General features: G+C 62.1%; 9 protein-coding genes. All 9 read right to left on the bottom strand.

Translation table 11 applies throughout. From position 1 onward, the window contains the following. Positions 1-137: 137 nt before the first annotated feature. On the bottom strand, positions 138-12,608 hold the full coding sequence (locus EA187_RS09560) for a tetratricopeptide repeat protein (protein WP_127780128.1): 12,471 nt from the start codon (positions 12,606-12,608) through the stop codon (positions 138-140). A 283-nt stretch (positions 12,609-12,891) separates the two neighbouring features. Beyond that, complete coding sequence (locus EA187_RS09565) at positions 12,892-13,764, bottom strand: tetratricopeptide repeat protein (protein WP_164856164.1); 873 nt, start codon at positions 13,762-13,764, stop codon at positions 12,892-12,894. A gap of 828 nt (positions 13,765-14,592) precedes the next feature. Next, positions 14,593-16,590 carry an AgmX/PglI C-terminal domain-containing protein gene (locus EA187_RS20960; RefSeq protein ID WP_115603955.1) on the bottom strand — a complete coding sequence of 666 codons (1,998 nt, stop codon included), beginning with the start codon at positions 16,588-16,590 and terminating at the stop codon, positions 14,593-14,595. Between the two features lie 63 nt (positions 16,591-16,653). Next, positions 16,654-16,944 (bottom strand): hypothetical protein, encoded by a 291-nt coding sequence (locus EA187_RS09575; RefSeq protein ID WP_115603953.1) that lies wholly within the window; start codon positions 16,942-16,944, stop codon positions 16,654-16,656. A 130-nt stretch (positions 16,945-17,074) separates the two neighbouring features. Beyond that, positions 17,075-18,481 (bottom strand): tetratricopeptide repeat protein, encoded by a 1,407-nt coding sequence (locus tag EA187_RS09580; protein WP_115603951.1) that lies wholly within the window; start codon positions 18,479-18,481, stop codon positions 17,075-17,077. Between the two features lie 110 nt (positions 18,482-18,591). After that, on the bottom strand, positions 18,592-21,903 hold the full coding sequence (locus tag EA187_RS09585; RefSeq protein ID WP_115603949.1) for a tetratricopeptide repeat protein: 3,312 nt from the start codon (positions 21,901-21,903) through the stop codon (positions 18,592-18,594). Between the two features lie 85 nt (positions 21,904-21,988). Continuing rightward, the gene (locus tag EA187_RS09590) at positions 21,989-23,596 is read right to left on the bottom strand and encodes a hypothetical protein (RefSeq protein WP_127780129.1); all 1,608 of its coding nucleotides are present in this window, start codon (positions 23,594-23,596) and stop codon (positions 21,989-21,991) included. Between the two features lie 59 nt (positions 23,597-23,655). Continuing rightward, positions 23,656-23,991: a hypothetical protein gene (locus EA187_RS09595; protein ID WP_115603946.1), complete on the bottom strand. Its 336-nt coding sequence runs from the start codon at positions 23,989-23,991 to the stop codon at positions 23,656-23,658. Between the two features lie 194 nt (positions 23,992-24,185). After that, positions 24,186-24,479 carry a hypothetical protein gene (locus EA187_RS20620; protein WP_206524238.1) on the bottom strand — a complete coding sequence of 98 codons (294 nt, stop codon included), beginning with the start codon at positions 24,477-24,479 and terminating at the stop codon, positions 24,186-24,188. Positions 24,480-24,549 lie beyond the last annotated feature (70 nt).

A 24,549-nucleotide genomic window follows, 5' to 3' on the forward strand; every position in this document is an offset into this window, starting at 1 on the left:
TTCAACAACTCGACGTCGTGGGGCGTATCAAACACCGCGCACGACAGGTCGCCCCGCAAAAAAGGGCGGCTGCCACGTGGTGTGACAGCCGCCCTCTTCACTGGCAAGGGATGACCCTGGTGGTCAAGTCCCTGCCCTTATTTACCGATGGCCAGGCCCAACTCCTCGCGAAGCTGGAAGTAGTCTTCGCTGATGGAGAAGAGCACCAGTTCGCGGATCTTCTCCTTCACGCTGGCTTTGCCCATCGGCACCAGATCGCTCTTGATGCAGGCCGCCGCGGTATGAAGGTCACCGCAGATGAGCAGCCCCATGCGAATCGCGGTGTGCTCCACCGCCAGCACCCACTCCGAGAGGTTGGGGTTCTGACCCTTGCTCAGGAACTGCTTCATCGCCTTCTGCGCCTGCATCAGCATCGGGCCGGGAAGCGCCATAAGCTCTTCCTTCAGCGGGGCACCCTGTTCACCGAGCGTCGCGCCGATCCCTAAGCTCGGGTCGGTGATGTCCATCAACGCCATGAAGAGCAGCTTCAAGAACTCGGTGGGCTGACCGATGGAGCCGACATAGTGGCGCGGCATCACCCAGGTGAGCGACTTGGCGATGATGAACGCAAGCTCGCGGTCGCCGCTCTTCTGGCGCACATCGCCGCCAATGATCACCGCAGCCGGATCGATGTTGGCATTGCGCATGCCCATGGCCTGGTCACCCTTGAGGTAGACCCTTGGCGCGGGCAAAAGCTGCATCGTCTGAGCGACATAGCGGTACACGTTGTTAAAGGGCGTCTGCTCCTCAAGATCGACCAGGTCGCGCTTCTTATGCACGCCCCAATCCTTGATCGAGGAGAGCGAGTACATCGGGCGAAGCCCCTGGCCGAGCACCGTCATGATGTAGGTGATCAGCACATCCTGACGCGGATGGTAGAGGCGCTTGTACATCTCCTCGTTGAAGGCCCCGCGCGCCGGCTGCATATGGGCGCCCAGGTACTTGCGGTAGAAGGTCTCTTCTTGCTCCGAGGCGCTCTGCAAGAAGCTGAGCGCGCCGGCCATGCACCAGGCTTTGTCGTACTGCTTGGTCTGGATGTAGCTCTTAAAGAGAACCCGGTAGCTCTCCACCCGGAACTGATCGAGTTCGATCAGCGCGCGATGCTGCTCGATCGCGCCTTCCGGATCGCTGCCGGTCTTCTCGTAGAGCTCGGCCAGAATCAGACGCAACTTCTCGTCGGAGGGGTTCAGCCCCACGGCGATCTTGTACGCCTCAATCGCCGTCTCCATGTCGCCCAGGCGCGTTCGGTAGATCTCGCCGAGGTTCTGCCAGAGCAGCGTCTTGACGCTCTCCATCTGCCCGTCGTCGTGCTCGCTGACGCGGTGAAGCATGCGGCGGTAGGCACGTGAGAGCTCCTTCCACTCCTTCTGCTTGGTGAGGATGCGGTCGATGGCCTCAAAGGCCTTGAGCATCTTCACGTCCACATCGAGCGTCTCATCGAAGAGGGTGACGGCCTGCATCGGGTCGTCAATCTCATCGCGGTAGATCACCGCCGCGGTGTAGTAGTACTTGGCGATGCGGCCCGGATCCTGCTCCTGCTCGATGATGCGCTTGAGGATGTCAACAGCCTCATGCCACTGACGCGTCTTGGTGTAGAGGTCGAGCAACTTACGCAGGATGACCACGCTCTTCGGCTCCAGCGCCAGGGCCTGCTCATAGGCATCGACCGCTGCCGGGGGCTGGTTGAGTTTGGCAGCCAGCAGGTCACCCATCTTGGAGAGGTGAGCAAAACGCGCGGTGGGATCGTTCTCGGCGTCGAGGAGCCAGCGGGTGTAGTGGACGACGTCCTCCCACTTGCTCTGAGCCTCGGAAACCTCCACCAGGTTGACCAGCGTGGGGCGATGCTGGGGACTGAGTTCGAGCGTCTTCTCGAAGTACTGGCTGGCCTTGCGCATCTCGCCAAGCGTTTTGCGCACCGAGCCCAGGCGGAAGTAGATCTCCGCCAGCTCCGGCGTCTCAAGTTTGTCGGCGTGATGCAGCTGCAGCGCCTGAAGCACCCGGGAGGCCTGCTCCCACTCCTGGCGGGCGTAGAGCAGCTGACCGAGGCCCTTGAGCGTGTCCATATCGTTCGGGTCGAGCTCGTACGCGTTACGGTAGGCCACCAGCGCGCGCTCGGGCTGAGCGAGCTGGTCGTAGGCCTGGGCGAGCTGGAGTTGGCGGCGGTGAAGCTCACTGGCCGGGGCGGAACCCTGGCTGAAGACGCCGATGACCATCTCCAGGAGCGGGATGGCGCGCTCAAACCGGCGCTCGCGCACATACACATCGATCAGCGGTTCAGCCGCCTCGGTGATGCGGGGCTCAAGCTCCAGGGCCGACTCGTAGTAGCGCAGCGCGCTGACCTCATCGCCGACCTGCTCTTCGTAGACCTTACCGATCTCGCACTGCAGCGCGGCCTTCGCGCTCAACTCACGGGTGGCCTCCTCGGCCGCCTTGAGCACGCGAATCAGGCTCTGCCACTCCTGCTGAATCGCCAGCAGGTTGCGCACCGCGTCGAGCACACCCGGGTGGGTCGGCTCCAGACGCAGCGCCGAGAGGTAGGCATCTTCGGCGTTGGCGTGATCATGGAGCTGGCTTTCCATCAACTGACCGGCACGGAAGTACACATCCACGCGCTGCGCCGGATCTTCGAGCTGATCAGCCAGGCGGTTATACGCCTCAACCGCGCTCTCCCAGTTGCTGGTGGACTCATGCAGTTGCGCGAGTTCCGACCACAGTTGCGGGTTGATGGGCTCCAGCCCCAATGCGGCGTTGAACGCTTCAATCGCCGAATGCGGGTCACGCGCCTGGTCACGTTGCACACGACCAAGTTCGGTATAAAGCGCGACCTTCTCCTCGCCGCGCTGGGAGAGTTCGATATGGCGCTGCAACACATCGACCAGCTCAAACCAACGCTCCAACGCGTGGTAGAGACGCTCGAGGTTCTCAATGGCGGTGACGTTCTCCACGTCGACCATCAAGATGTGATTGTAGCTCTCAACCGCACGCTCCATGTCGCCGAACTGCCCTTCAAAGACGCCGGCCATCTTGCCGTAGATTCCCACCTGGGCGTCGGGCTCATGCGTCAGCGCCAGGCGCTGTTCGAGCACGTCAATCAGCTCATCCCACTGCCCGCTCTGGGTGTAGAGGCGCTCCAGCGCTTCGAGCGTGGGGGCGTGGGTCTGATCGACGGTGAGCACATCGCGGTAGGCCATAATCGCCTGACCGATGTCGCCGAGTTGACCTTCCCAGAGCTCGGCGGCCCGGCTCTTGATACCCACGATGGCGTCGGGGTCGTAGGTGGCGCCGGCCTTCTGCTCCAGCACCGCCACGAGCTCTTCCCAGCGCTCGAAGGTCTCGAAGACCCGCTCCAGACTCTCCATCGCAAGGATGTCGGTCGGATCGATGACCAGGATCTCACGGTAGGCTTCGACCGCCTGATCCACTTCGCCGAGCTGCATCTCACTGAGTTCGCCCAGCTTGCGCCAGAGTTCCACGCGGGAGTCCGGCTCACCGACCAGATCGACCTGGGTGCGCAGCACCTGGGCGAGTTCCGGCCAGGCCGCAAGACGGCGATAAAGCCCTTCGAGCATCTCGAGGATCTCGACGCTATCCGGGTTGATCGCCAGCGCACGCTGCAGGTGGTAGACGGCCTCATCGGGCTGGTTAAGTTCGGTGGCACGCCACTGACCCACCAGGCGATGAAGCTCAGCCGCCTGGGGCGAATCGTCGATGACGCGGAGCACGTCGCCGAAGCGACCGACGGCCTCCTCCCACAACCCGGTCTGACGCGCGAGACGCTCGATATCGGCGATCAACGCCTCATCGCTCATCGTCTCCGGCCCGAAGGCCGAGAGCAGCACAACGAGCGCGTTCTCCGGCTGCATCAGGTTCTCTTCGAAGATACGCGCGGCGTTTCGCAGATTCTCCACGCGTTCAAAGATATCGTCGCCAACCATCTCAGCGCGATCCAGGTAGACGCCGGCAAGCTGCTCAAAGCCCTCCGAGGTGCCCTGCTCAACGAAGATGGCCTCCAGCGCACGGCTGGCCGACATCCGCATCGGGTCGATCTCAAGCACCGCGCGGTGATACTGCACCGCCTGGTCGCGATCCAGGAGCTTGCTCTCCCAGATCTCGGCGACGCGCGTGAGCAGTTCAATGCGCTGCTCATCATCGTGCATACGATCGGCTTTCAACTCGAGAACCTGGGCAGCTTCCTCCCAGCGGCTCTCCTGGAGGTAGAGCCCTTCGAGCTCATCAAGCGCCTGATCGTGGCCGGGATCAAGCCCCAGCACGTTCTTCCAGGCGTCGATGGCCGACTCCGGATTCATGAGCATATCGCCCTGGACCCGACCAAGCTCCACCCAGAGATCGAGCTTACGCTCATGGGCGACCTGCTCGTGAGCGATCAGACGCTCCACCATATCGGCCTGCTGCTGATAGTCAGCCTGACGGGTGGCGATAGCGTGCAGAGCCTCCAGCGCCGGGAGGTGACGGGCATCGAGCCCGAGCACCGCCGTCCAGGCATCCTGTGCCTGGATCTCATCGTTGAGGTACTCCCCGTAAATCGTGCCGAGCGATTCGTAGAGGTTGAGCTGCTCGTCGGCGTCCTGGCTCAGCTCCACTTCACGGCGAAGCACACCCACCAGGTCATCCCAGCGCTCACCATCGAGGTAGAGGCGGCGAAGTTCGCCGAGCGCCATGCGATCATCGGGGCGAAGCTCACTGGCACGCTCCCAGAGGTCGACGGCATCATCGCTGCGACCGAGCATATCCTCGGCGATACGCGCCATGCGCGCCTGGTAGTTGGCCTGCTCATCCGGATCGTGGGTGAGCTGAGAGCGACGCTCCAACACATCGAAGAGCGGCTCCCAGGACTGCAATGCAGTGTGAATCTGCTCCAGATGGGCCAACGCCTGCTCGTGGTCAGGCTGAATGCTCAGGATGCGCTCGTAGGTGGCCACAGCCTGATCGTAATCGGTAAGCTGCTCGGCAAAGACCCGTGCCAGGCGGAAGTTCAGTTCGACAACCTCCAGCTCATCGTAGGTGCCCTCGACGCGACGCTCGAGCACGCCAGCCAGGTCTGCCCAGCGCGCCTGCGCAAGGTAGATGCGGTCAAGCGCAGCCAGTGCGTCGGCATGGGTCGGGTCAAGCTCAAGCACCTTGAGGTACGCCATCTCCGCATCTTCAAACTGCTCCAGGCGTGCGTCGAGAATCGTCGCCACGCGCAGCCAGAGATCGAGGGCAGCGTCTTCAGTGATCTGCGGGCTCTCCAGCGCGTCGGCGTAGAACGATGCCGCCGCGCCCCAGTCCAGCGTCTGCTCGGCCAGGCGGTCGAGCTCGGCGATGGCCATCTCATCGTCCGGACGCTCCACCAACGCCGCCCCATAGGCCTGCATGGCGCGACCGAAGTCCTGGAGCGGGTCGAGGAAGATACGTGCCACCTGGGTGAGCAGCTCATAGCGCTCGATCGGGTCCTCGAGCATATCCAGGCGCTGCAGGTAGATCTCGACCAGCTTCTCGTGCTGACCTTTCTCCAGGTAATAAGGCTCCAGGATATCGCTGATGCGCTGGACCTGGCGCCCTTCCATGAACATCTGCTCCAGGTTGTCGATGGCCTGGGCGTTATCCGGCTCCTCCAGAAGCACTTCCTGGTAGGTCGAGATGGCGTTCTCCGCGTCATCGAGCGCGGCCTGATAGAGCAGCCCCAGTCGCAGGCGAAGCTCCAGAGCCTCGGCGGGCTCTTCGCTGCTGAAGATGCGGGTGCGCAAAATCTCAGCCAGGTTGGCCCACTCGCCTTCGCGCTGGTAGAGGCGGTCGAGCGCAAGCACCGCATCGGTCTGCTCGGGCTCAATTTCGAGCACGCGCGTAAAGCGTGAAATCGCCTGCTGCGGCTGGTCGAGTTCTTCTTCGAAGATGCGCGCCACGCGCAGGTGCAACGCGGTGGCGACCTCAAAGTCGGTCACCGACACCAGGCGCTGATCGATCTGCTCGATGAACACATCCCAGGCACCGAGTTCGCCGGCAAGACGCTCCAGGGTATCGACGATCTCAACGCGTCCAGCGTCGACATTAAGGGCCTCCACGTACGTCGCAAACGCCTCGGCCTTATCGCCCATGCGCTCTTCGACGATCGGACCGACCTCTTTGTAGAGGGCGATGCGGCGATCGGGATCTTCGCTCGCGTCGATCAGCAGGCGATAGACCCAGACCAGCTTCTCCCACTGGCCGGCATCCTGATAGAGGGGCTGGAGCACCTGTGCGGCCTCCACGCTCTGCTCGTTGCGCTCCACAAGCCCCTCCAACGCCTCGATCGAGGGCTGGTGCTGCGGGTTCTGAGTGAGCACATCCTGATACACCTCGACGGCCCGAAGCGCATCGCCCAGCTGCACCTCCCAGAGGCGGCCGGAGCGGTACTTAAGCGTCTCGATTTCCTCGGCGTAGGGCGAGAGCTGGAGCTGCTGTTCAAGCGTCTCAAGGAGCTCGTGCCACTGCTCAGTGGCCTCAAAGAGCTCATCGAGTTTCTCCAGAGCGTTCTTCTCACTGGCGTCCAGATCGAGCACGCGACGGTAGGTGTCGATCGCATCATCGGGCCGCTGCAAGTGCTCCTGATAGATGGCACCCATCACATAGAGCAAATCTTTGCGTGCGGCATCGTCGTCGGCCAGGTCCAGCTTGCGGCGGTAGATGTCGAGCAGATCGTGCCAGCGCCCCATCTCGGTGTAGAGCACCTCGAGACGGTCGATGGCGTGACGGTCAGCCTCATCAATCGCCAGAGCGCGGTGGTAAACCTCCACGGCCTCATCCGGCCCGGAGAGGATGTCTTCATAAAGTGTACCGGCCTGATGGAGCAGATCTTTACGCTCATCGAGATCTTCGACGAGTTCCGATTTGGTCACCAGAATCTGCACCAGCTCCGACCACTCCTGGGTGTGGCGATAGATGGTTTCCAGCTCCTCGACCGTCTCAAGATCGGCCGGGAAGAGTTCGAGCACCGCGTGCAGATGCACCGTAGCCCGGTCGAGCTCGGCGAGCGGCTCGATGTAGATGGCCGCCGCTCGACGCATCAGGTCGCGCTTGACATCCGGGTCACTCTGGTACTCGGCCTCCTGCTCAAACACCTGCACGAGTTCTTCAAAGCTCTGGGTGGCCTCGCCGATGCGGTAGAGGCTGTCGAGGGTCTCGCTGTTGGCCACATCGTCGCGCAGCGCGCGAGCGTAGGTCACAAAGGCCGAGGCAACATCCTGAAGCTCGCTCTCATGGAGCACCGCGATACGGTGGAGGAGTGCGACACGCTCGTCGGGGTCCTGACTGACCTCAACCTGCACTTCGAGCGCGCCCACCTGGCGAGCGGCGTCGCCGCGCGCGATGTAAATCGGCTCGAGAATCTTCGAGATGCGAGCGCGCGGCGCGCCCTCCTGCATCATCAAGACTTCCATCGCCGCGTTCGCCGCCACGTTATCGGCGTCGGCGTCGAGCACCTCTTCATAAAGGTCGACGGCACGCGAGGCGTCGCCAAGCTGCGCCTCCACCAGCGCGGCCAGCCGGTTCTTGATGGGAAGCTGCGCCTCTTCCTCCACCAGCGCCAGCTCCTCTTCGAGGTTGGACGCCAGCTCGTTCCACATCGCCTCGGCCTCATAAATGCGGTCGAGTTCGGCATAGGCAGCGAGGTTCTCCGGCGAGCCTTCGAGGATCTCCAGGTAAATCGCGATGGCCTGATGCGCATCGTCCAGGAGTGTCTCCCAGACCTGAGCCTTGCGGAACTTCAGGCTTTCGGCTTTCGCGGCGTCATCGGCCTGCTCGATCTTGCGATCGAAGACGTCCAGAAGATCGCGCCAGGCCTCGGTGGTGATAAAGAGTTCTTCGAGATCATCGAGAGCGCGGGCCGAGCCGCCGTCGATGAGCAGCACCTCTTCGAGGTTGCGGCGCGCCTCGTCGTACGCCTCGCGGCGCTCTGCGTTCACCGTCGCAAGCACGAAGAAGTAGTCGACGCGCAGCGCTTCGTCTTCGATCTCGGGGAGCACGGCCTCGGAGGCGGCGACCAACGCGTCCCAGAGCTCGAGCTCATGGGCGATGCGATAGAGCTGCTCTCGGGCCGAAGTGTCCGCCGGATCACTCTGAATGACGCGGGCGTAGCGCTCAAAGGCACGCTCGCCATCACCAATCTCATTAAGCAACACATCGCCCGCGCGACGTTCCAGCTCACGCGCGGCTTTCGGCTCATCGGCGGCGTCGGCCTGAATGCTCAGCGAGCCCACCAGCTCTTCCCAGCGGCCGTGCACCTCGTAGACCGGTTCCAGGATCGTGGCGACACCGGCCTTAAAGAGCTCATCGTCGAGCAGACGCTCCAGCGCCTGGCAGGCCTCGGCGTGGTCGGGACGCCAGAGCACGACTTTGGCCAGCGCGGCCACCGCTTCTTCGACTTCACCGAGGTGGTCCATGCAGACCAGGCCAAGTTCAAAGCGCAACGCGCTCAAAAACTCGACGTCCTCTTCGGTATAATACGCCGGTGCTCCGAGGTCGATGGCGTCGAGGTCATCCATGCCTTCAAACGCCTGCTCCTGCGCGACTTCGACAGCCTCGGCAGCCGAGTCTTCGTCACCGGCGTCGGCCGCCATGTCCTCAGCGCCCGAATCATCGCTCAGGTCCGCGAGCACATCCTCGACATCATCCCCTCCGGCGAAGCCTTCGCCGAACATGGAGCGCTCCTGCGGGGCCCCCTCACCGATCAGCGCCTCGATGTCGACCAGGTTTGTGGCGTAGCGACGGCTCTTGTGACGAGCGCGACGCTCTACAAGATCGATCTCCTTACGGATCACATCGGCCAGGTCGGCATACTCTTCTTCCTGCGCATAGAGACGATGCAGTTCGGCCAGCGAGGCGAAGTTATGCTTATCGAGCTCCAGTGCCTCGTTATGACGCGCAATCGCGGTGACAACGTCGGAGGCTTCCACCTCGGCGATGCGCGCCATGCCCTGAAGAATCTGCACCCGGGCGTCGCGGTCGTCTTCGAGTTCCAGGCGGTGGCGGTAGACCTGCATCAGGTCGTCCCAGCGCGCGCTGGCAAAATAGATGCGCTCCATGGCTTCGAGCGCGCGCAGGTTGTCTTCCTCCACATCGAGCACGGCCTGGAACTGCTCGAGCGCAGCGTCGAGATCGCCCAGCTCCTCGGAGAGCACACGGCCCAGAAGTGCGCGCACCTCCAGGGTCTGCGCCTCGTCGAGGTCGGCATCCAGCGCCTGGCGGTAATGCTCCACCAGCGTGGACCACTCCCCGGCCTCGCCAGCGGTGGCTTCCAATTCGGCAACCACATCAAGCTCGGAGGGAATCTCCAAGAAGGCCTGGGAGAAACGGGCGAAAGCCCCCTCAACATCGCCGAGGCTGCTGCGGTGAAGGCGAGCCAGCTGAAGCTGTAGCGCCTTGCGCTCGGACGCCTCTTCGCGGTGCGAAAGCACGATCTCAAGAGCCGACTTCAACTTCTCGGCGTCACCGGCTTCCTCGTAGATCGGAGCGAGCTGCGCGGCAGCGGCTTCATTCTCGGCGTCGAGTTGAAGCACGCGCTCCAACTCGCGCTCGGCCCGGTTGGTATCACCGAGTTCTTCGCGCCAGATGCGCGCCGAGCGCAGCAGAAGCTCGATCTTTACGTCGTCTTCTTTAATCGTGCCGCTGAGCGTGCCCAGGATGCGCACCAGATCGGAGTAGGCATCCGACTCGGCGTAGAAGGCCTCAAGCTCGTCCCACTGACGGTTGTCGATGTAGAGACGCTCCAACGCCTTGCGCGCTTTGAGATCCTCTGGCTCGAGCGCCAGGGCGCCCTTCCAGGCTTCGGTGGCCCGCTGGCTGTCTTCGAGGCGGTCGGCGTAAAGCATACCGAGCTTCTGGTAGAGCTTCATCGACTCGGCGCTGTCGTCGCTTTGAGCGACCTTCTGCTCGAGGATCTCGGCCAGCGCCTCATAGTCGCGGTTCTTCTCGTAGAGCGTCTCAAGGGCGTCGAGGGCGTCGGCGTCGGCCGGCACCAGCGCGCGCACCTCCAGCCAGAGCTCGGTGGCGACTTCCGGCTTACGCAACTTGTCGGTGGCCAGGCGCGCCACCTCTTTCAACCCTTCTGCACGCGCCTCATCGGTGTCGAACGTTTCGATCTCACGTTTGGAGACATCGATCAGGCTCTCCCAGTCGCGGCGCTTCTCGTACATCTCCTTGAGGAAGACGATAGCGTCGCCGTGGTAGGGCTCGATCTCCAGGACCTGCTCGTAGGCTTTGATCGCCTCGGCCTGGTTGCGGAACTTCTCGATGAAGAGCGTCGCGATCTGGCTGTAGATCTCGACCTTCTGCGCAGCCGTCGGGACGATCTCGGCCTTGGTCTGCAGCATATTAATGAGATCCGACGACATGTTCATCTCGCCGTAGAGCTCAATCAGCTGATCGATAGCATCGAGATCATCGGGGGCGAGACCCAGGATCTCTTTGTAGATATTGATCGCCATGCGATCCTGGTTCATTTCTTCGCGGTAGACGCGGATCACCTCATAGAGAAGGTCGACCTTATCTTCGACGCGCTCATCGGCGAGCCCTTCGACCTCCTGCTTGACGAGATCAACGTACATCGGCCACTTGCCGGCGCGCTTGTAGAGGATCTTCAGACGGCTCTTGACCTGTTCGGCGTCGACCTGACGCTCCAGGCGGCGCAGCGCATCGATCTCTTTGTCGGGCTCGTTGAGTGCGGCGGCCAGATCGGCCATGCGCAGATAGACCTTCAGCGCGCGCTCATCAGCGTCGAGCTCGGCATGGCGCTGCTCCAGGCTGCGCTGGAACTTACGCCAGTTGGCCTGGGCCTCTTCCAGGTCGGAGAGCGCGTCGAGCACCGGCGCATCGTTGACCTCTTCGGCGATGGAACGAGCCATCTCCACGTCGCTGAGTTCGTAGAGAGCAATGCGCGCGCGAAGCGCGCCGCCACCTTCAACCTCCGAAGACTCCACGGCGTCGAGCGCGCCTTTCCAGAACGCATTGTCCGCGTAGAGGTAACTGACACGCTTGTAGTATTCGAGTCCCTGACCGGCCGAGAGCGCGCGTTCAAAGAGCGCGACGCCTTGCGCGGCATCGCTGGTGTGGCGCGCCTGCAGGCGCGCGGCGCGCACCAGAAGGCGCAGGCCTTCTTCGCCGCCGGCGACGTCAGCACGCTCGACCATCGCCGAGTAACGCTCGCGCCAATCACGCGAGGCGTTGGCCGGCTCGTCGTCCGCGACCAACTCGACGTCCTCAATGGCTTCAAGCTCTTCGAATTCTTCGAGCTCTTCGGAGTCATCGGCCGCTTCAAACTCCTCAGCCTCAACGTCTTCGGAGACGTCGAGTTCTTCGGCCTCGTCGAGTTCTTCGGCGTCCCCGGCAGCTTCCAGCTCCTGGTCGTCGTCGGACGACACGTCCATGTCGTCGTCGAGTTCGTCGATCGCCTCGCTCTCTGCAACTTCGGCGACTTCCAGCGCTTCGCCATCCCCGTCTTCCACGGCTTCCAGCGCCTCCACGTCCTCAGACTCATCCGCGGCCGCCAGCGCCTCATCTTCGCCGTCAGCCTCGGCATCAAAGGCATCGACCGGAAGATCGGGGAGGTTGTCGGCAACAGGCTCCGCATCCACCTCGTCGAGCATCAGAGACTCGTCAAGTTCCATCGTCATGGGCGCGGCTTCGGCGGCCTCGACGGGAAGCTCGGGGAGCTCCTCAGAAGCAGGCTCCGGCTCGATCTCTTCAAGGACGAGAGACTCGTCAAGTTCCATGGTCATCGGGGCGGCTTCGGCCACCTCCTCTTCGACGACGGAGCTCTCCTCGATCGCGTCAAGCTCCATGCCCTCGGGCTCAAAGCCCAGGGCGACTGCGGCCTGGAGTGCCTCGGTGTTGGTGGGGTCTTGCTCCCACGCAAAAACGAAGCACTGGCAGGCGCTCTCCGCACTGTCCAGATAGTCCCGGTAGACCTCACCCACGGTCAGCGAGAGCGCCGACTGACGCAGGGGATCGGCAGTCTGCTCGATCTCCTCGATCATCAGCGTGGCGAGCTTCTCCCAGGCGGCCTGCTTGCGCGCGAGAACCTGACGGGACCAGAGCGCGACGACGTTATTCGGGTCGAGATCCAGCGCCCACTTGTACGCGGTGTCCGCCTGCTCCAGGTCTCCGACGAAGTCCTCCAGGATCGAGCCCATGCGCTGGTACAGCCGGCTCTGGTAGCCGCCGTCGGTATCATGCTCCAACGCCTCGGCGAAGAAGGTCTGCAGCTGGTCGGCGTCGTCCTGCAACGCAAGCTGGAAAAGATACGCCTCCACACTGACCAGGGTATCTTCGCCGACACTCAGCGAATGACTGAGCAGCTCCACGCCGCGCTCCAGATCGTTGAGACGACCACCGGCCATGCGCGCGGCCTCAAGGTAGAGGCGCGCAGCGGCGTCACGCGAGGCAGATCCCTGCGCGCGTTCCTCAAAGATCGCTACCAGCTCGGCCAGCTCCTCGGTCGACCCGAAGGCCTCCTCCAGACGGCCCACAGGCGCGAGATCGTAGGGGTTTGCTTCCAGCTGGGCGACGTATTCCTGAACCTGGTTTTCGCGATTCATGTGCTCTTTGGTCGGCCTGGAGGGTAAGGAAGAGAGCGCCGGCCCGCGATCATGGGGGCCTTTGCTCAGGGCGTCGACGTCAACCGCCCGGCTCGGTCATAGGGGCCCTCGGGCAGCGCCGTGGCGCCGCCTCCATTGAGGACCTCTAAGGGGGGAAAGGTCTGAACATCACACTTCAACGTGACCATCGAAAATCGTTGGCCGAGGTATACCACAGCGCTCCGAAGAGCGGCAACGCGCCGTATGTCGATCACCGCTACGGCACGTGACCCCGCTCGGGGTGCTATTTCGCGTCGCTCTCGTCTTCTTCTTGAAGCTCGGTCAGCAGGGCCTGTGCCGCAGCCTGGCGTGCCACATCCTGGGTCGCGGCACCGCTGGCCAGAAAACTCTCCAGCTGCGCGACGGCCCCGTCGGTATCCCCGCGCCGGTGGTGAGCGACAGCAAGGTTGAAGTTGGCTGAACCGTGCCCGGGCTCTTGCTTCATCGTCGCTTCAAAGCTCCGGGCGGCCTCATCGAAGCGCCCAAGCTCCATACGCGCCACGCCCAGTCCGTGAAGCAGACGCGTGGAGGTCTGGTTGTTCTGCACCCCATTCTCGTAGACCTGCACGGCGTGGTCGCTCAACCCGAAGCGAAGATAAAGGTCGGCCAGAGCGTGGTAATGCTCTCCGCCCGGATCTTCTTTGCTCATGCGCAGACGCGGGTTGGTCTCGATGGCCCGGGTGTAGCTGGCCACGGCATCGCTGTGGTTGCCGAGGCTGTCCTGAGTCAGCCCCAACCGAAACCATGCTCGGGAGAAGCTCTCATCGTTAGCAACCGCCTTCTCAAACTGCGTGACGGCATCATCGAGCTTGCCTTGATCCACAAGCGCCGTGCCCAGACGGTAGGCGTACTGAGCGTTGGTCGGCTCGAGATCCAGCGCGCGGCGATAACCCCGGGCGGCTTCTTCGTAATTATCGAGACGCATCTGGTAGACCTGCCCCAGAAGATACGCGGCCTCGGCGAAGGTCGGATCGATGCGCAGCGCCTCTTCCATGTGTTGGACCGCCTCACTGGCCGAACCGGCCTGAAAAGCCTCCATTCCCACATTGAGTTCTCGAACCGCGGCGGTCCGGTCGGCGTTACATCCCACCAGAACAAACGCCAAAAGAAGGGTCATCAGGAGCGCTTTCAGACGCGCCCTCCTCCTGGAATCAACGCACCTGGTCTTCACACGGCTGGGCAGGCTCATGAATCGCTTCCTCCGTTCAAAACGTGAGTTCAACGCTCCGGCGCCCCGGGGCACGGGATGCGGCAGACCCATCGTACCTCTAGCGCCAAAGCGCTGACAACCGGGCAAGTGTTGCAATTCGATCGTGGTGCGGAATTTTACGCTCCTTCTCAAACACACCAGCAGAAGGCGATGTTCTTCCGACATTCGAGCGACCCCAACACCACTTCTCATACCATAGACGGATGTCCATCTTTCGCTTCGCCGGGATCAGAACTGACGTCAAAGGAGGAGTTCACGTTGACGATGCCCTCGCCAGCAGGTTTGGGAAAGCCTCACCCACCGATGCTTTCCAACATACATGCCTCCGGGGCCGCGCAATATACCGAGCACGCTCTCTCACTGACCTGCGTGACCTCGCCAGTCGGCACCATGATCCATCGCATGCTAACCCGGCCGATAAGCTCAGAGTCTCGCGCTGCCTCGAAAGCGTACCATGGGTCGATATCGTCCAGGTCCTGGTCAATGATGCTCTCAGGTGAGCGGTGGATGCACCATCGGGCGTTTGAATATGCGCGCTTCAGATGAAGGGTTCGCGCTGGTGGCCCCCCGACCATCGCCCACGCCAGCAGCAAGCCTGCGACTAAAACAACGTATGCCGAGCCCCGTGCATCGAACACATCCCTGAAAAGCGGGCCAAAATGTATAGGGATACATACGACAAAAGGCCCCCTGGCGGGAGCCTTTTGCGAATCGCGTCGCTTCACATGCGAAGCGTCAGGAGCTGAAGTTGAAGGGGTAGTTCACGTTGACGATGCCTCCGCCTTTGGGCTCGGGGAAGACCCAGCGGCGAATGCGCTGCGTCATGCATTGCTCCACGGCGGAGTTGTTCATCGAGGTCTCCGTCACCGAGGCGATCGTGACCGAACCGGTCGGAGAAATCACCCAGCGGATGGTGATACGCCCGGCGAGGTTCGGGTTGCGCTGAAGTTCTTGCTCGTAGCAGTGCTGCATCTCGCGGCGATGCTGACGAACGACACGCTGGATAATCTCACGGTCAAGCGAGCCCTGAACCGCCGGACGGCCCGGAATGATCTTGGGCTGACGAACCTCGCGGTCGCCCAGGTTCGCGCCGCCCTTCCCGTAGTTGCCGCCGCCTTTGCCACCGCCACCACGACCGGCAGTGCCGACCTGCGCCATGCCAATGCCGCGCTCCGAGACACCGCCGCCGCCACGACCGGCACCGGCCAGTCCCAGACCACCAACACCGGCGGCCGCGCCAGCCTGGCTGCCCGTCATGTTGCCCAGGGCGTGCATCGCGTCGCTCCCCACCGAGGTATCACCCGAGCCCCACATGCTGCTGAGCGACGCATCGTTGAAGGCCGCCAGCGCACCGGTGTTCATCGCGATCTCGGTATCACGCGCCTTGCGAAGCTCGATCTCTTCGTTGGTCGAAGGCCCCTGAACCGCCAGATGATTATCGGCCTCTTCGGCCATCTGATCGCCGGCTTCGCCTTCGTCCCCCTTCTGGGCGGCGGCCTCCTCCTGTTGATTGCCGCCTTCAAGCCAGTCGGGAACTTCTTCTTCAATCTCTTCCTGCTCCGGCGGCGCGAGCAGCTCGACGAAGCGATCCTGGGCTTTGAACTCGTGAAGTTCAAACGCCCCGTGCCCTTCCGGCCACGAGAAGACCATCACCAGGAAGAGGATATGCAGCATCGCGCTGGCCGCATGGTAGGGAATGGGCTGGCGATCGATCGCCATCATTCCACCGCCCAGCGCCGGCATGGTCGTAAAGTGAATCAAAAAGGTGTTGGTACCGAACTCCACCCGCACGCTGGTCCGCGGCCCCATCGCGATACTGTAGCCCCCGGCGACCTCGGAGCTCCCGGTGGCAAGCCCGCGGCTGATCGCTTCGGCCAACGTAAACTGCTGACCTTCGTGCTGAATCAGCCCTTCCATCTGCGCCGAAACATTGACCCGGTAACCTCCGCCCTCGCTGTAGCTGACCAGCGGGAATTTCGGCTGGTTCACGAGCGGGTCCTCGACCACAAAGTCGTTGGTCTCGTCCGGCCCGATGATCACCGAACGCGGGGTCTCGTAGGCGTTGACCGCAAGGACGTGATCGGTCCACAGAAACGCCACCTCCAGGGTCTGACCACCAACCGGATCGAAGAAGCGCTCGGTGTAGAGCTCCGTATCACTGGGGCCTTTCACACCGGCGGGATCCGGGGTCGCCACCCACTCGCCCTGCGGGTCGTAGAAGCCGTGCGCCACCTGCCAGGCACCCTGCTCGTCGTGGTAGCCATAACCGTAGTGGTAGGTGCCCTGGTCGTCGTAATAGCCCGGGATGTAGTTGCCGGCGTCGTCGTAGTAGCCCTCCATACTGAAGGGCTGAACCACCGAGCCATCCTCCAGACGAATGTAGCCTTCGGGGAGCTCACCGGTGGCTGCAAACGCGGCGGCCGGCGTGGCCGCAACCTCCACCACCTCGGAGAGACGCACCACAGTGTCACCGAACTGCAGCTCATCGCCAGCCCCCACCGCCGCCTTGGTGATCTTCTCGCCATTGACGTAGGTGCCCGAGGCGCTGCCCAGGTCAATCGCCATAAAGGTGCCGTCGGGCTGACGCTCGAGCACCGCGTGAATGCGCGAGACGCGATCATCATCCAGCCGGATATGCGAGCTGGAGAGCTTCCCGACCTTGACGTTGTCCTGCTCCAGCTTGACCGTTGAGACGACCTGACCGGCTTGAATAATTTCGGCTTGAAGCATCATGCAATCTCCACTCGTGGCGTGTGCGATTCACACGCACCCGGGCTGCGCTGCCAACCCTGCAAACTAGAGCGTCTCAACGCTCTTGAGCATCTCAGGGATAAAGTCCTGGCGGATGTTGATCAGGCTGCTGGTCTTGCCTCGCTGATCGCCCGTGATGTTCTCGCCATCAGGGCGGATCAGGTTACCAGTGAGGTCCTCGCCATCGAAGTCGTAGGTGGTCTCCTCCTGGTAGACCACGCCCTCGTCGCCGGCCTGGCCGCTGGCCGCACCCGCCTCTGGCAAGGACTGAGCGAAGGAAGTCGCCGGGAGGATCATCCCCAGCGCCACCAAACCTGTTAAGAACGCGCGTTTCATCGCTTCGTCTCCTCGATCCGGGCGCACGCTGCGCTCAGATCACCTGATTGTCTGCCTCAATGTGCTTTAAAAAGCCTAACACACCGATGAAAACCCTGCCAAACCCCGGCCGGGTAAAGGGACGTAAAGATCAAGGATTCTCTTCGAGCGGAGCGCTCGCGTCGGGATCCCCATCCTCGGCCGGCGGCGCATCCTGCGCCTGCTCCTCGGAGGCCGAAGCCTCTGCGGCAGCGGCGGCTTCGGCCTGAGCAACCTCTGCAGCGATCATGTCACGCTGCTCCACCAGCATCGGGATCTGCTCGCGGGTCATGTCAATGATCTGCTGAACCTGCTCAATACGCTTGCTGACGTCGTCGCGCTCCTCGACGTGCTCTCCGCCCTCGTAATGCAGGAAGTTGTTGTAGTGCTCGATGGACTTCTCGTAATGGCCGATCGCGTTCTCCAGGTTCGCGATCGTCCAGTCCATCTGCCCGACCATGTCATCGGGATCGGGAGCCTCGGTGTCGCCGCCGAGCTGCGCGTTTTGCGCGAGGTGCTCATGCTCCAATACGCCGAGGTTAAATTGCACCAGGGCGTTCTCCGGCTCCAACTCCAGCACCCGCTCATAGGCCTGGCGGGCACCGTCCAGATCACCGAGACCGCGACGAGCCACGCCGATGGCGACGATGGCCTCTTTATTCTGCGGCTCAATCTCCAGGACGCTCTCAAACAGCTCGATGGCGCGCTCGTAGTCGCGCACATTGAGGATGATCGCCCCCAGGTTCATCTTCGCCGGCACATGTTTCGGATCGACCTCCAGAGTCTTCTGGAAGTAGGCGATGGCCGAGGTCACATCGTTTCGCACAAGCTCAATGTGGCCCAGGATGTTGTAGAGGTCCGGGTCGTTCTCATCGATCTGAATGGCGTTGAACATCACAAGACGCGCCACCTGGTGGTTGCCACGATCGAAGTAGATGCGCGCCAGGTTGCCGTAGGCGCGGGTATTTTGAGAGTCGCCGGCCAGCGAGCGACGCGCATGGTTGACGGCCTCGGCATACTCACCACGCTCCCGCAACATCACCGCGATGTTGTTATGCGCCGCCGGGTTGTAGGGCTGCACTTCGATGGAGCGCTGAAAGTAATCCCAGGCCTCATCGCGCTCGCCACGCTCCATCTCCAGCATACCGATGTTGACGTAGGCCTCGCCGAGCTTCGGCGCAAACTCCGCGGCCTTCTCATAGGCCTCACGCGCGCCCTCGAGATCGCCTTCCATCTCCAGAATCACGCCGAGGTTGAACCAGGCTTTTCCGAAGCGGCGGTCTTCTTTGAGCGCTTTCTCCAGAAGATCTTTGACCTCGGCGTTGCGGCCTTCGCCGCCGGCCTCCCAGACTTCAACGGCTTTTTCAAACTCGGCGATCGCGTTGACGTTGTTCGTGCCACCGGACTCGGTGGCCTGACTCATGTCGTCGGCGCGCTTCGACGCGCCACCGCAAGCAGTCGACCAGGACAGCGCCAGCGCGGCGATGAGGATGAGGAACTTATTTTGAGAAACTCGCATAGGTCTCTTTTCCTTGGAACCTGTCACAGGGGCGGCCGATGGTAGCGACCACCCCCGTCAGAAACGCTCCGGGGGTACAGGGGCCAGCGTCGGCCCCGCTCCATCCGACTTCAGGAAGCCGGCTCGCTCTCCACCTCTTCAGGGGCCTCATTGATCGCCTGCTCATCGCTTCCCAGGCCACCCAGGATATCTTCATCCTCCACATCATTGATGAAGCCCGAGCGCATAAAGCCGTCGCGGAAGAAGACCGGAGAAGCGCGCATCTCCGAGGGCTTACGGAACTCGCGGGGACGCAGGTCAGCGAGTGCAACTTCGGCCTGGCGGCTGTACTGGTTGAACCAGTTGGCCCGCCGCGCCGTTGCCAGCGCTTCGCGGTACATCTCCACGGCGTTGTCCTCAATCAATGAGGCTCGGTCCTCGAGAATACCCCGGTAGATCTCCTGCTGCTCATAGGTCAGGCGGCTGGGCACCGGGCTGTTGCGGAAGGTCTCAGCGAAGTTCTGAAAACCACTGCCAATACGGTAGAGCGCGGCGATGGCCCAGTCGGGGCGACCGAACACGATGACTTCTTCGTAGACTTTACGAGCCTCCTCGATCGCTTCCATCTTGGCTTTGGTTTTCTTGGTGAGCTCCTCCGCGTTGGAGGAATCGATGCTCAGGGCGGCCGCCCGCTCGAAGATATCCTCGCCCATCATGAACTTGGCCTGGGCAGCGGCGTCGCGGCCGGTGGTCATCTCGGCGCGCTCCTCCTCGCTCATGCGCTCGTAGAGGCGCAGGGTGCGCTCAAACTCCTGGAGCGCGTCGCGACGGCCGTTGCGGCCACCGTTGTTCCAATGATGCAGCCCCACCTTCACGCGCGCTTCCAGCATGCGATCGTTGGTGCCGTTTTCGGCGTGGCGACGCAGGTACTGCTGGTACTGCTCAAAGGCTTCGTTCTTCTTGCCCTGCTCTTCGTAAATCTGAGCGATCTGGAAAAAGACCTCCGCGGTCTCTTGCTTGTTCTCGCTGGCAAAGAGCTCCATGTAGCGCTCGTAGTTGGCGATCGCCTCATCGTACTGCCCCAGCCCCTGCCGGAAGGTCGAGGCGTTGGAGAGCGCGTCTTCGGCCTTCTCATGCTCGGGGAAGTTGCGCACGAAGGCTTCGTAGAAGCGCGAGGCTTCGCTGTAGACGGCCAGCGCGTGGTAGTTGCCGCCGATATTAAAGAGCGTTTCAGGGGCGAGCTCCGAGCTGGGTCGTACGCGCAGGAGGTGCAGACGCACCTGGATGGCCGGACCGATCTCACGCAGGCGCTCGAAGTCGAGCGCGGCGTTGTAGAGCGCCTTATCGACGTACTCCGACTCGGGGAAGTCGCTGGCGTAGGCGACGAAACACTCCGCAGCCTGACGCCACTCTTCCTCATCGTCGTGCACCGTGCAGACCTTGAAGCGAATCGCCATGTGCAGGTTGGTGACGTCTTCCTGGAATTCGGCATCATCGATCGGGTCGACCTCAATGTAGCGCTCGACGGCCGCGTTGAGGTTGTCGAAGTCCTGCAGAAGGTTGAGCGAGTCGAGGTGCAGGTTGGCCGAGATCACCGCCAGGCGATGTTCGCTGTGGGAGAAAGCGATGTCTTCAAAGATTGTGGCGGCCTGCTCCAGGTGATCAAAATCGTAGTAGGTGCGTGCCATGGTGTATTTGACGTCGACCATGCGATCGCCGTCGGGCACGTACTCCACGTAGTTCTCACAGGCGGTCATCAACTTCTGATAGACCTCCGGCAGCTCTTTGGGCTCGGGGATAGCCGGGGTCTCTTCCTCGCCCCCTTCCTCATCAAAGGTGGCCTCAATGACCGCGCGCTCCTCGGAGGTATCCACGATGTAGAAGTAGGCCAGCACCGTGGCCAGCACTGCTTCTTTGGTGTACTCGCCATCCGGCTCAAGCTCCAGGACCCGCTCGTAGGCTGCGGCGGCCTCTTCCCAGTTCTCCAGCTGGTAGAGAAGCTCCCCGTAGAAGAAGGTCATCATGTATTCGTGTTCGGTGTCCTGGAAGGTCTCCAGGTAGAACTTATAGAGGTAGTACGCCATCGCGTAGAGGTCGGCGTTTTTGGTGCGCTGGGCCTCACGATGGTAGGTCGTCGACCAGTTGCGCGCGGCCTCTTCAACTTTGGTGCGAATCCTCGGGTAGTTCTGCTCTTCGGTGTCTTCGAACTGCCCGCCATCGGCCAGCTGCACCAGGCGCATCATGCGCACCAGCTCCTGAATGCTCTCCTCGGAGTAGGCGTTGTTGGTGGTCTGGTTGCGGACGATCTCATACTGATAGTCGACCGTCTTGACGCTCTCCTGGTTGAGGCTGATGAGCTCCCGGTACATCCGCGTGGAGTCGCTCAGCTGAACCTGGTCGCCGTAGAAGACGGCCAGGCGCTCAGTCATCTTCAGCCAGTCTTCGCGCTCGGGGGCGATGTCCTGGAAGAACTCCACGGCCTGGTCGGGCGAACCGATCTGGGCGTAGGCACGCACGATGTCCTGGCGAACCTGACGCATCAGCGCGACCATCGTGCCGTCATCGGGACGCTCGCGCGCCGCGTCGATCACCGTGAGGAAAACCTCAATGGTGCGCTCGTAGTTCTCAAGGTTGTAGTAGGTCCACGCCAGCTTGTAGAGGCCGTAAGGGTAGACGTTGGATTCGGGGTACTCGGCGACCTTCTGGTAGGCCTTGAGCGCCTCGAACATCTCCCCTTCGTCGAAGTAGAACTCCCCGAAGTAGAGGAGAACCTGGGGCACGAACTCAGTCTGGGGGTAGTTGGCAATGAGTTCGCGGAAGATATCCAGCGCCTCGGTCTTGCGACCGACATCCATCAGGTTGGAGCCCAGATAGAAGTAGACCTTGTCGAGCTCGCCGAAGTCGGGATAACCGCGAATGATATCAACGTAAAGCTGCACCGACTCTTCGCGCAGGCGCTTGGCTTCGGCCTGCATATCTTCCATCTGCGCGCGACAGCGGCGCGCGCCCTGCTCGTCGCCTGCGTCGTTGTAGCGGTAGCACTCATCCTGACGTTCCACCGCCGAGTCGTCGTAGTAGCGTGAACGCTCCCAGAAGATCTCCGAGAGGTTAAAGAGGTACTCGGCGCGCTGGGGATCGCTCTCAGGGGTGGAGCGGATCAGATCGCGCAGCTGGACGATGGCCTCGTCCTGACGCTGAAGACTGGCCAGGCTTCGCTGGGTGACGAACTGGGTGGCGCTAAAGCGTGGCCCCTGCTCCTCGTTCTCCAGGGTCGGTCGCTCAGTCTGCTGCGTCGTCTCCTGGACGGCGATCTCGTGCTCGACCTTCTCGTCTTCCTCAGGCTGAGCGGCAGCATCAAGCGGCCCCAGAGTCAGCGAGAGGGCGGCGGCTGCGAGAAGTACGCGCCAGCGCCGGGGTGAATGGTGATCGTAGAAACTCTTCATGACCCGCTCCTTAGCGAGACGCGCTCAGGCGACCCTATCGCCACCGCCACCGTGGGCACAGTGTCCCCCCCGACCTGCCTCCCACTCAGCGTCGGCATTCCGATTTGACGTTGAAGAAGTAGAACCCTAACTCATCTTTCCAGTACTCACCGTCGAACTCCCAGTAGAGATGTTCATCGGTGATATCCAGCGAGGGTCCATCGCCGGGGCCACGATCATCGAGCTGCATTCCGGCGCGTAGCTCCGCTTCAATTTCCCCGCGTTCGGAGCGCGCGACCTCAAACAGAATTCGTTTCTGCTGGCTGACCAGCCCTTCGAGCTCGCCGATGACGCGCTCAAGTCGCTGCTGGGCCAGCTGCCCGGCATCGGAGACGGCGAAGCTCCGGGCGATCGCCGCTTCCTGCAGGAGGCTATCGCCCAGTGTGCTTGTCTTCCAGCTCGCAGGGAGCTGCTCCATCGTCTCAAGCTCTTTATCGATGGCGCCGACCAGCGCAAAGCTCTTCTCGATCTGACGGTCGCTCAGCGCTGCACGAAGCGCGCTTCGCACCTCGGCATCGCCTTCAAAATCACCGCCTTCCCACTTCCTTGCCCACTCATACATCAGAGCCGGATCATTATTGGTGGCGATCACGCCTTCGAGTTCGGCTTTGACGCCCTCATAGACGTAGTCGAAGTCGTCGAGGACGTCGCGTACCCGGGCGAAGTTGCAGTTGTAGAAGTAAATCACCGCCGCCAGGATCGGCCCCTCCGGGAAGTACTCATTCCGGAAGAAGGGGGAGTTGATCGTGTGCAGGTTCCCCAGGGCCTGGTTGAACTGATCCACCTGGAAGAAGCCCCAACTCGACTCGAAGAGAGCATCGGGCCAGCGAGGGCTGTCGCGCTTGATGCGCTCGTAATAGCTCAGGCTGGTGTCGTAATCGCCGGTCGAGTAGTAGACGCGCGCCATGCCCAGGTGGGTCAGGTCAAGAAGACGACGCTCCTCACCCCGAAGCTCTTCGGGTTGAGCATCGCGGGTCAGGTAACGCAACACATCGCGGAAGGCGTCAACCGCCGGTCGCGCATCGTAGTTGGCCACATGGGTGATGCCAGCGATGTAGCGTGCCCGGGCGTAGCGATCGCTGCTGGTGCTCACGTAATTGAGCATGCGCAACGACTCGTCAATGTTGAGGGTCTCGTAGAAGTGGCGGCCCACCAGATAGGCATAGGTGTCGCGGTAGTCCTGCGGCACCACCTCCGGAAAAAGCGGCGCGTAGCCGGCCAAAAGCTCGGCAAGCATCGCATCACCGGGGATCACCTCGGTGAGCAGGAGCAGGCCGCGCAGCGCAGCATCGTAGAAGGGGTGGAATTCACCTGCCTCGACGATGCGGGAGAAATACGCCAGCGAGCCCTGGTAGAGCTCCATGCGGAAGAGCGTCTTGGCCAGTTCGTACTCCGCCTCCGGGTAGTAGTTCTCGGCACCGGGGGTGTCGTCCATCAAGACATCGTTAAAACGCAGGCTGGCCTCGGCGTACTTGCGATCTTCGTAGAGGCGCTTGCCTTCCTCGATGAGTTCCACAAGGTGGGGGAGCTCATCAATGGCTTCGACCTCATCGACATCGAAGTTGAACCCGTCCTGAGCCGACGCTTCGGACAAAAGCCCCAGAGACATGATGCCGGCACAAAAAGACGCACACGCGTTAAGCTTCCAGTTCATTGCAACTCCAGTCAGGGGCGCTCGCCGGCGAAGTCGTTGCTCCGGGGCGAACGGTGCGACTACTGAGCGACGGTGTTAGCGACGCAATGACGCACGCCACTGAGCATCACAAATTCGCGACAGACGCCATCGGGGCAGTCCGCATCGGTGCTGCATTCGACGGTGCAAAAGGGCTCACTGCCCTGGTACTTCGCGCAGGTGCGCGTTTCGCACTGGAGCTGCTCCTCAACCACGCATGAGGCTTCGGATCTGCCGCTCTCCACACAGGCACTGAGCGTGGGGTCGTCGGGGTCGATGGTGCATGCCGCATACAGGTCGTCGGTGCAGCCGCTGAACCACAGCGCCAGCACCAACACGCCGACTAGCCGGGCCAGATGAGCCGATCGCGTTTTCACGTCACTCCTCCAAATCGATGGGGTCGAACTGAATTCGGCGCTAGGATGCCTTTGGGCTCAAGGCCACGTCAAGGCGGGAGATGTTGCGCATTGTCGCGCGATCGCCCAAAGAAAAGGCCGCTGCGCCTGGAGCGCAGCGGCCTTCTCAACTCGCAATAACTTTGACGTTCTCGCGAGCGACGCACTCAGGCGACTTACATGCCTTCTTCGGCCGGAACTTCGTCGGTCGCCATCTCTTCGGTGGCTTCCTCTTCGGCAGCGCCGTCTTCGGCAACTTCTTCACCAGCCGCTTCTTCGGTGGCTTCTTCTTCGACCACTTCTTCAGCCGCCGCTTCTTCGACCACTTCCTCTTCGGCCGCTTCTTCGGTGGCTTCTTCGGTCACGGCGGTTTCGGCCGGGGCTTCGTCAGGGGTGGCTTCGCCGCCGGAGCAAGCCACGGTGAAGGTCAGGCCCAGGGCGAAGAAGGAAACAAGAATCTTGTTCAGCATGGTAACTCCTCAAGTGAATCAGGGTTCAACAAGAGCGGGCAACGAACATCGCGACCCACGGCAGTCGGCG

The organism is Lujinxingia sediminis (assembly GCF_004005565.1).
Lineage (GTDB): Bacteria > Myxococcota_A > Bradymonadia > Bradymonadales > Bradymonadaceae > Lujinxingia > Lujinxingia sediminis.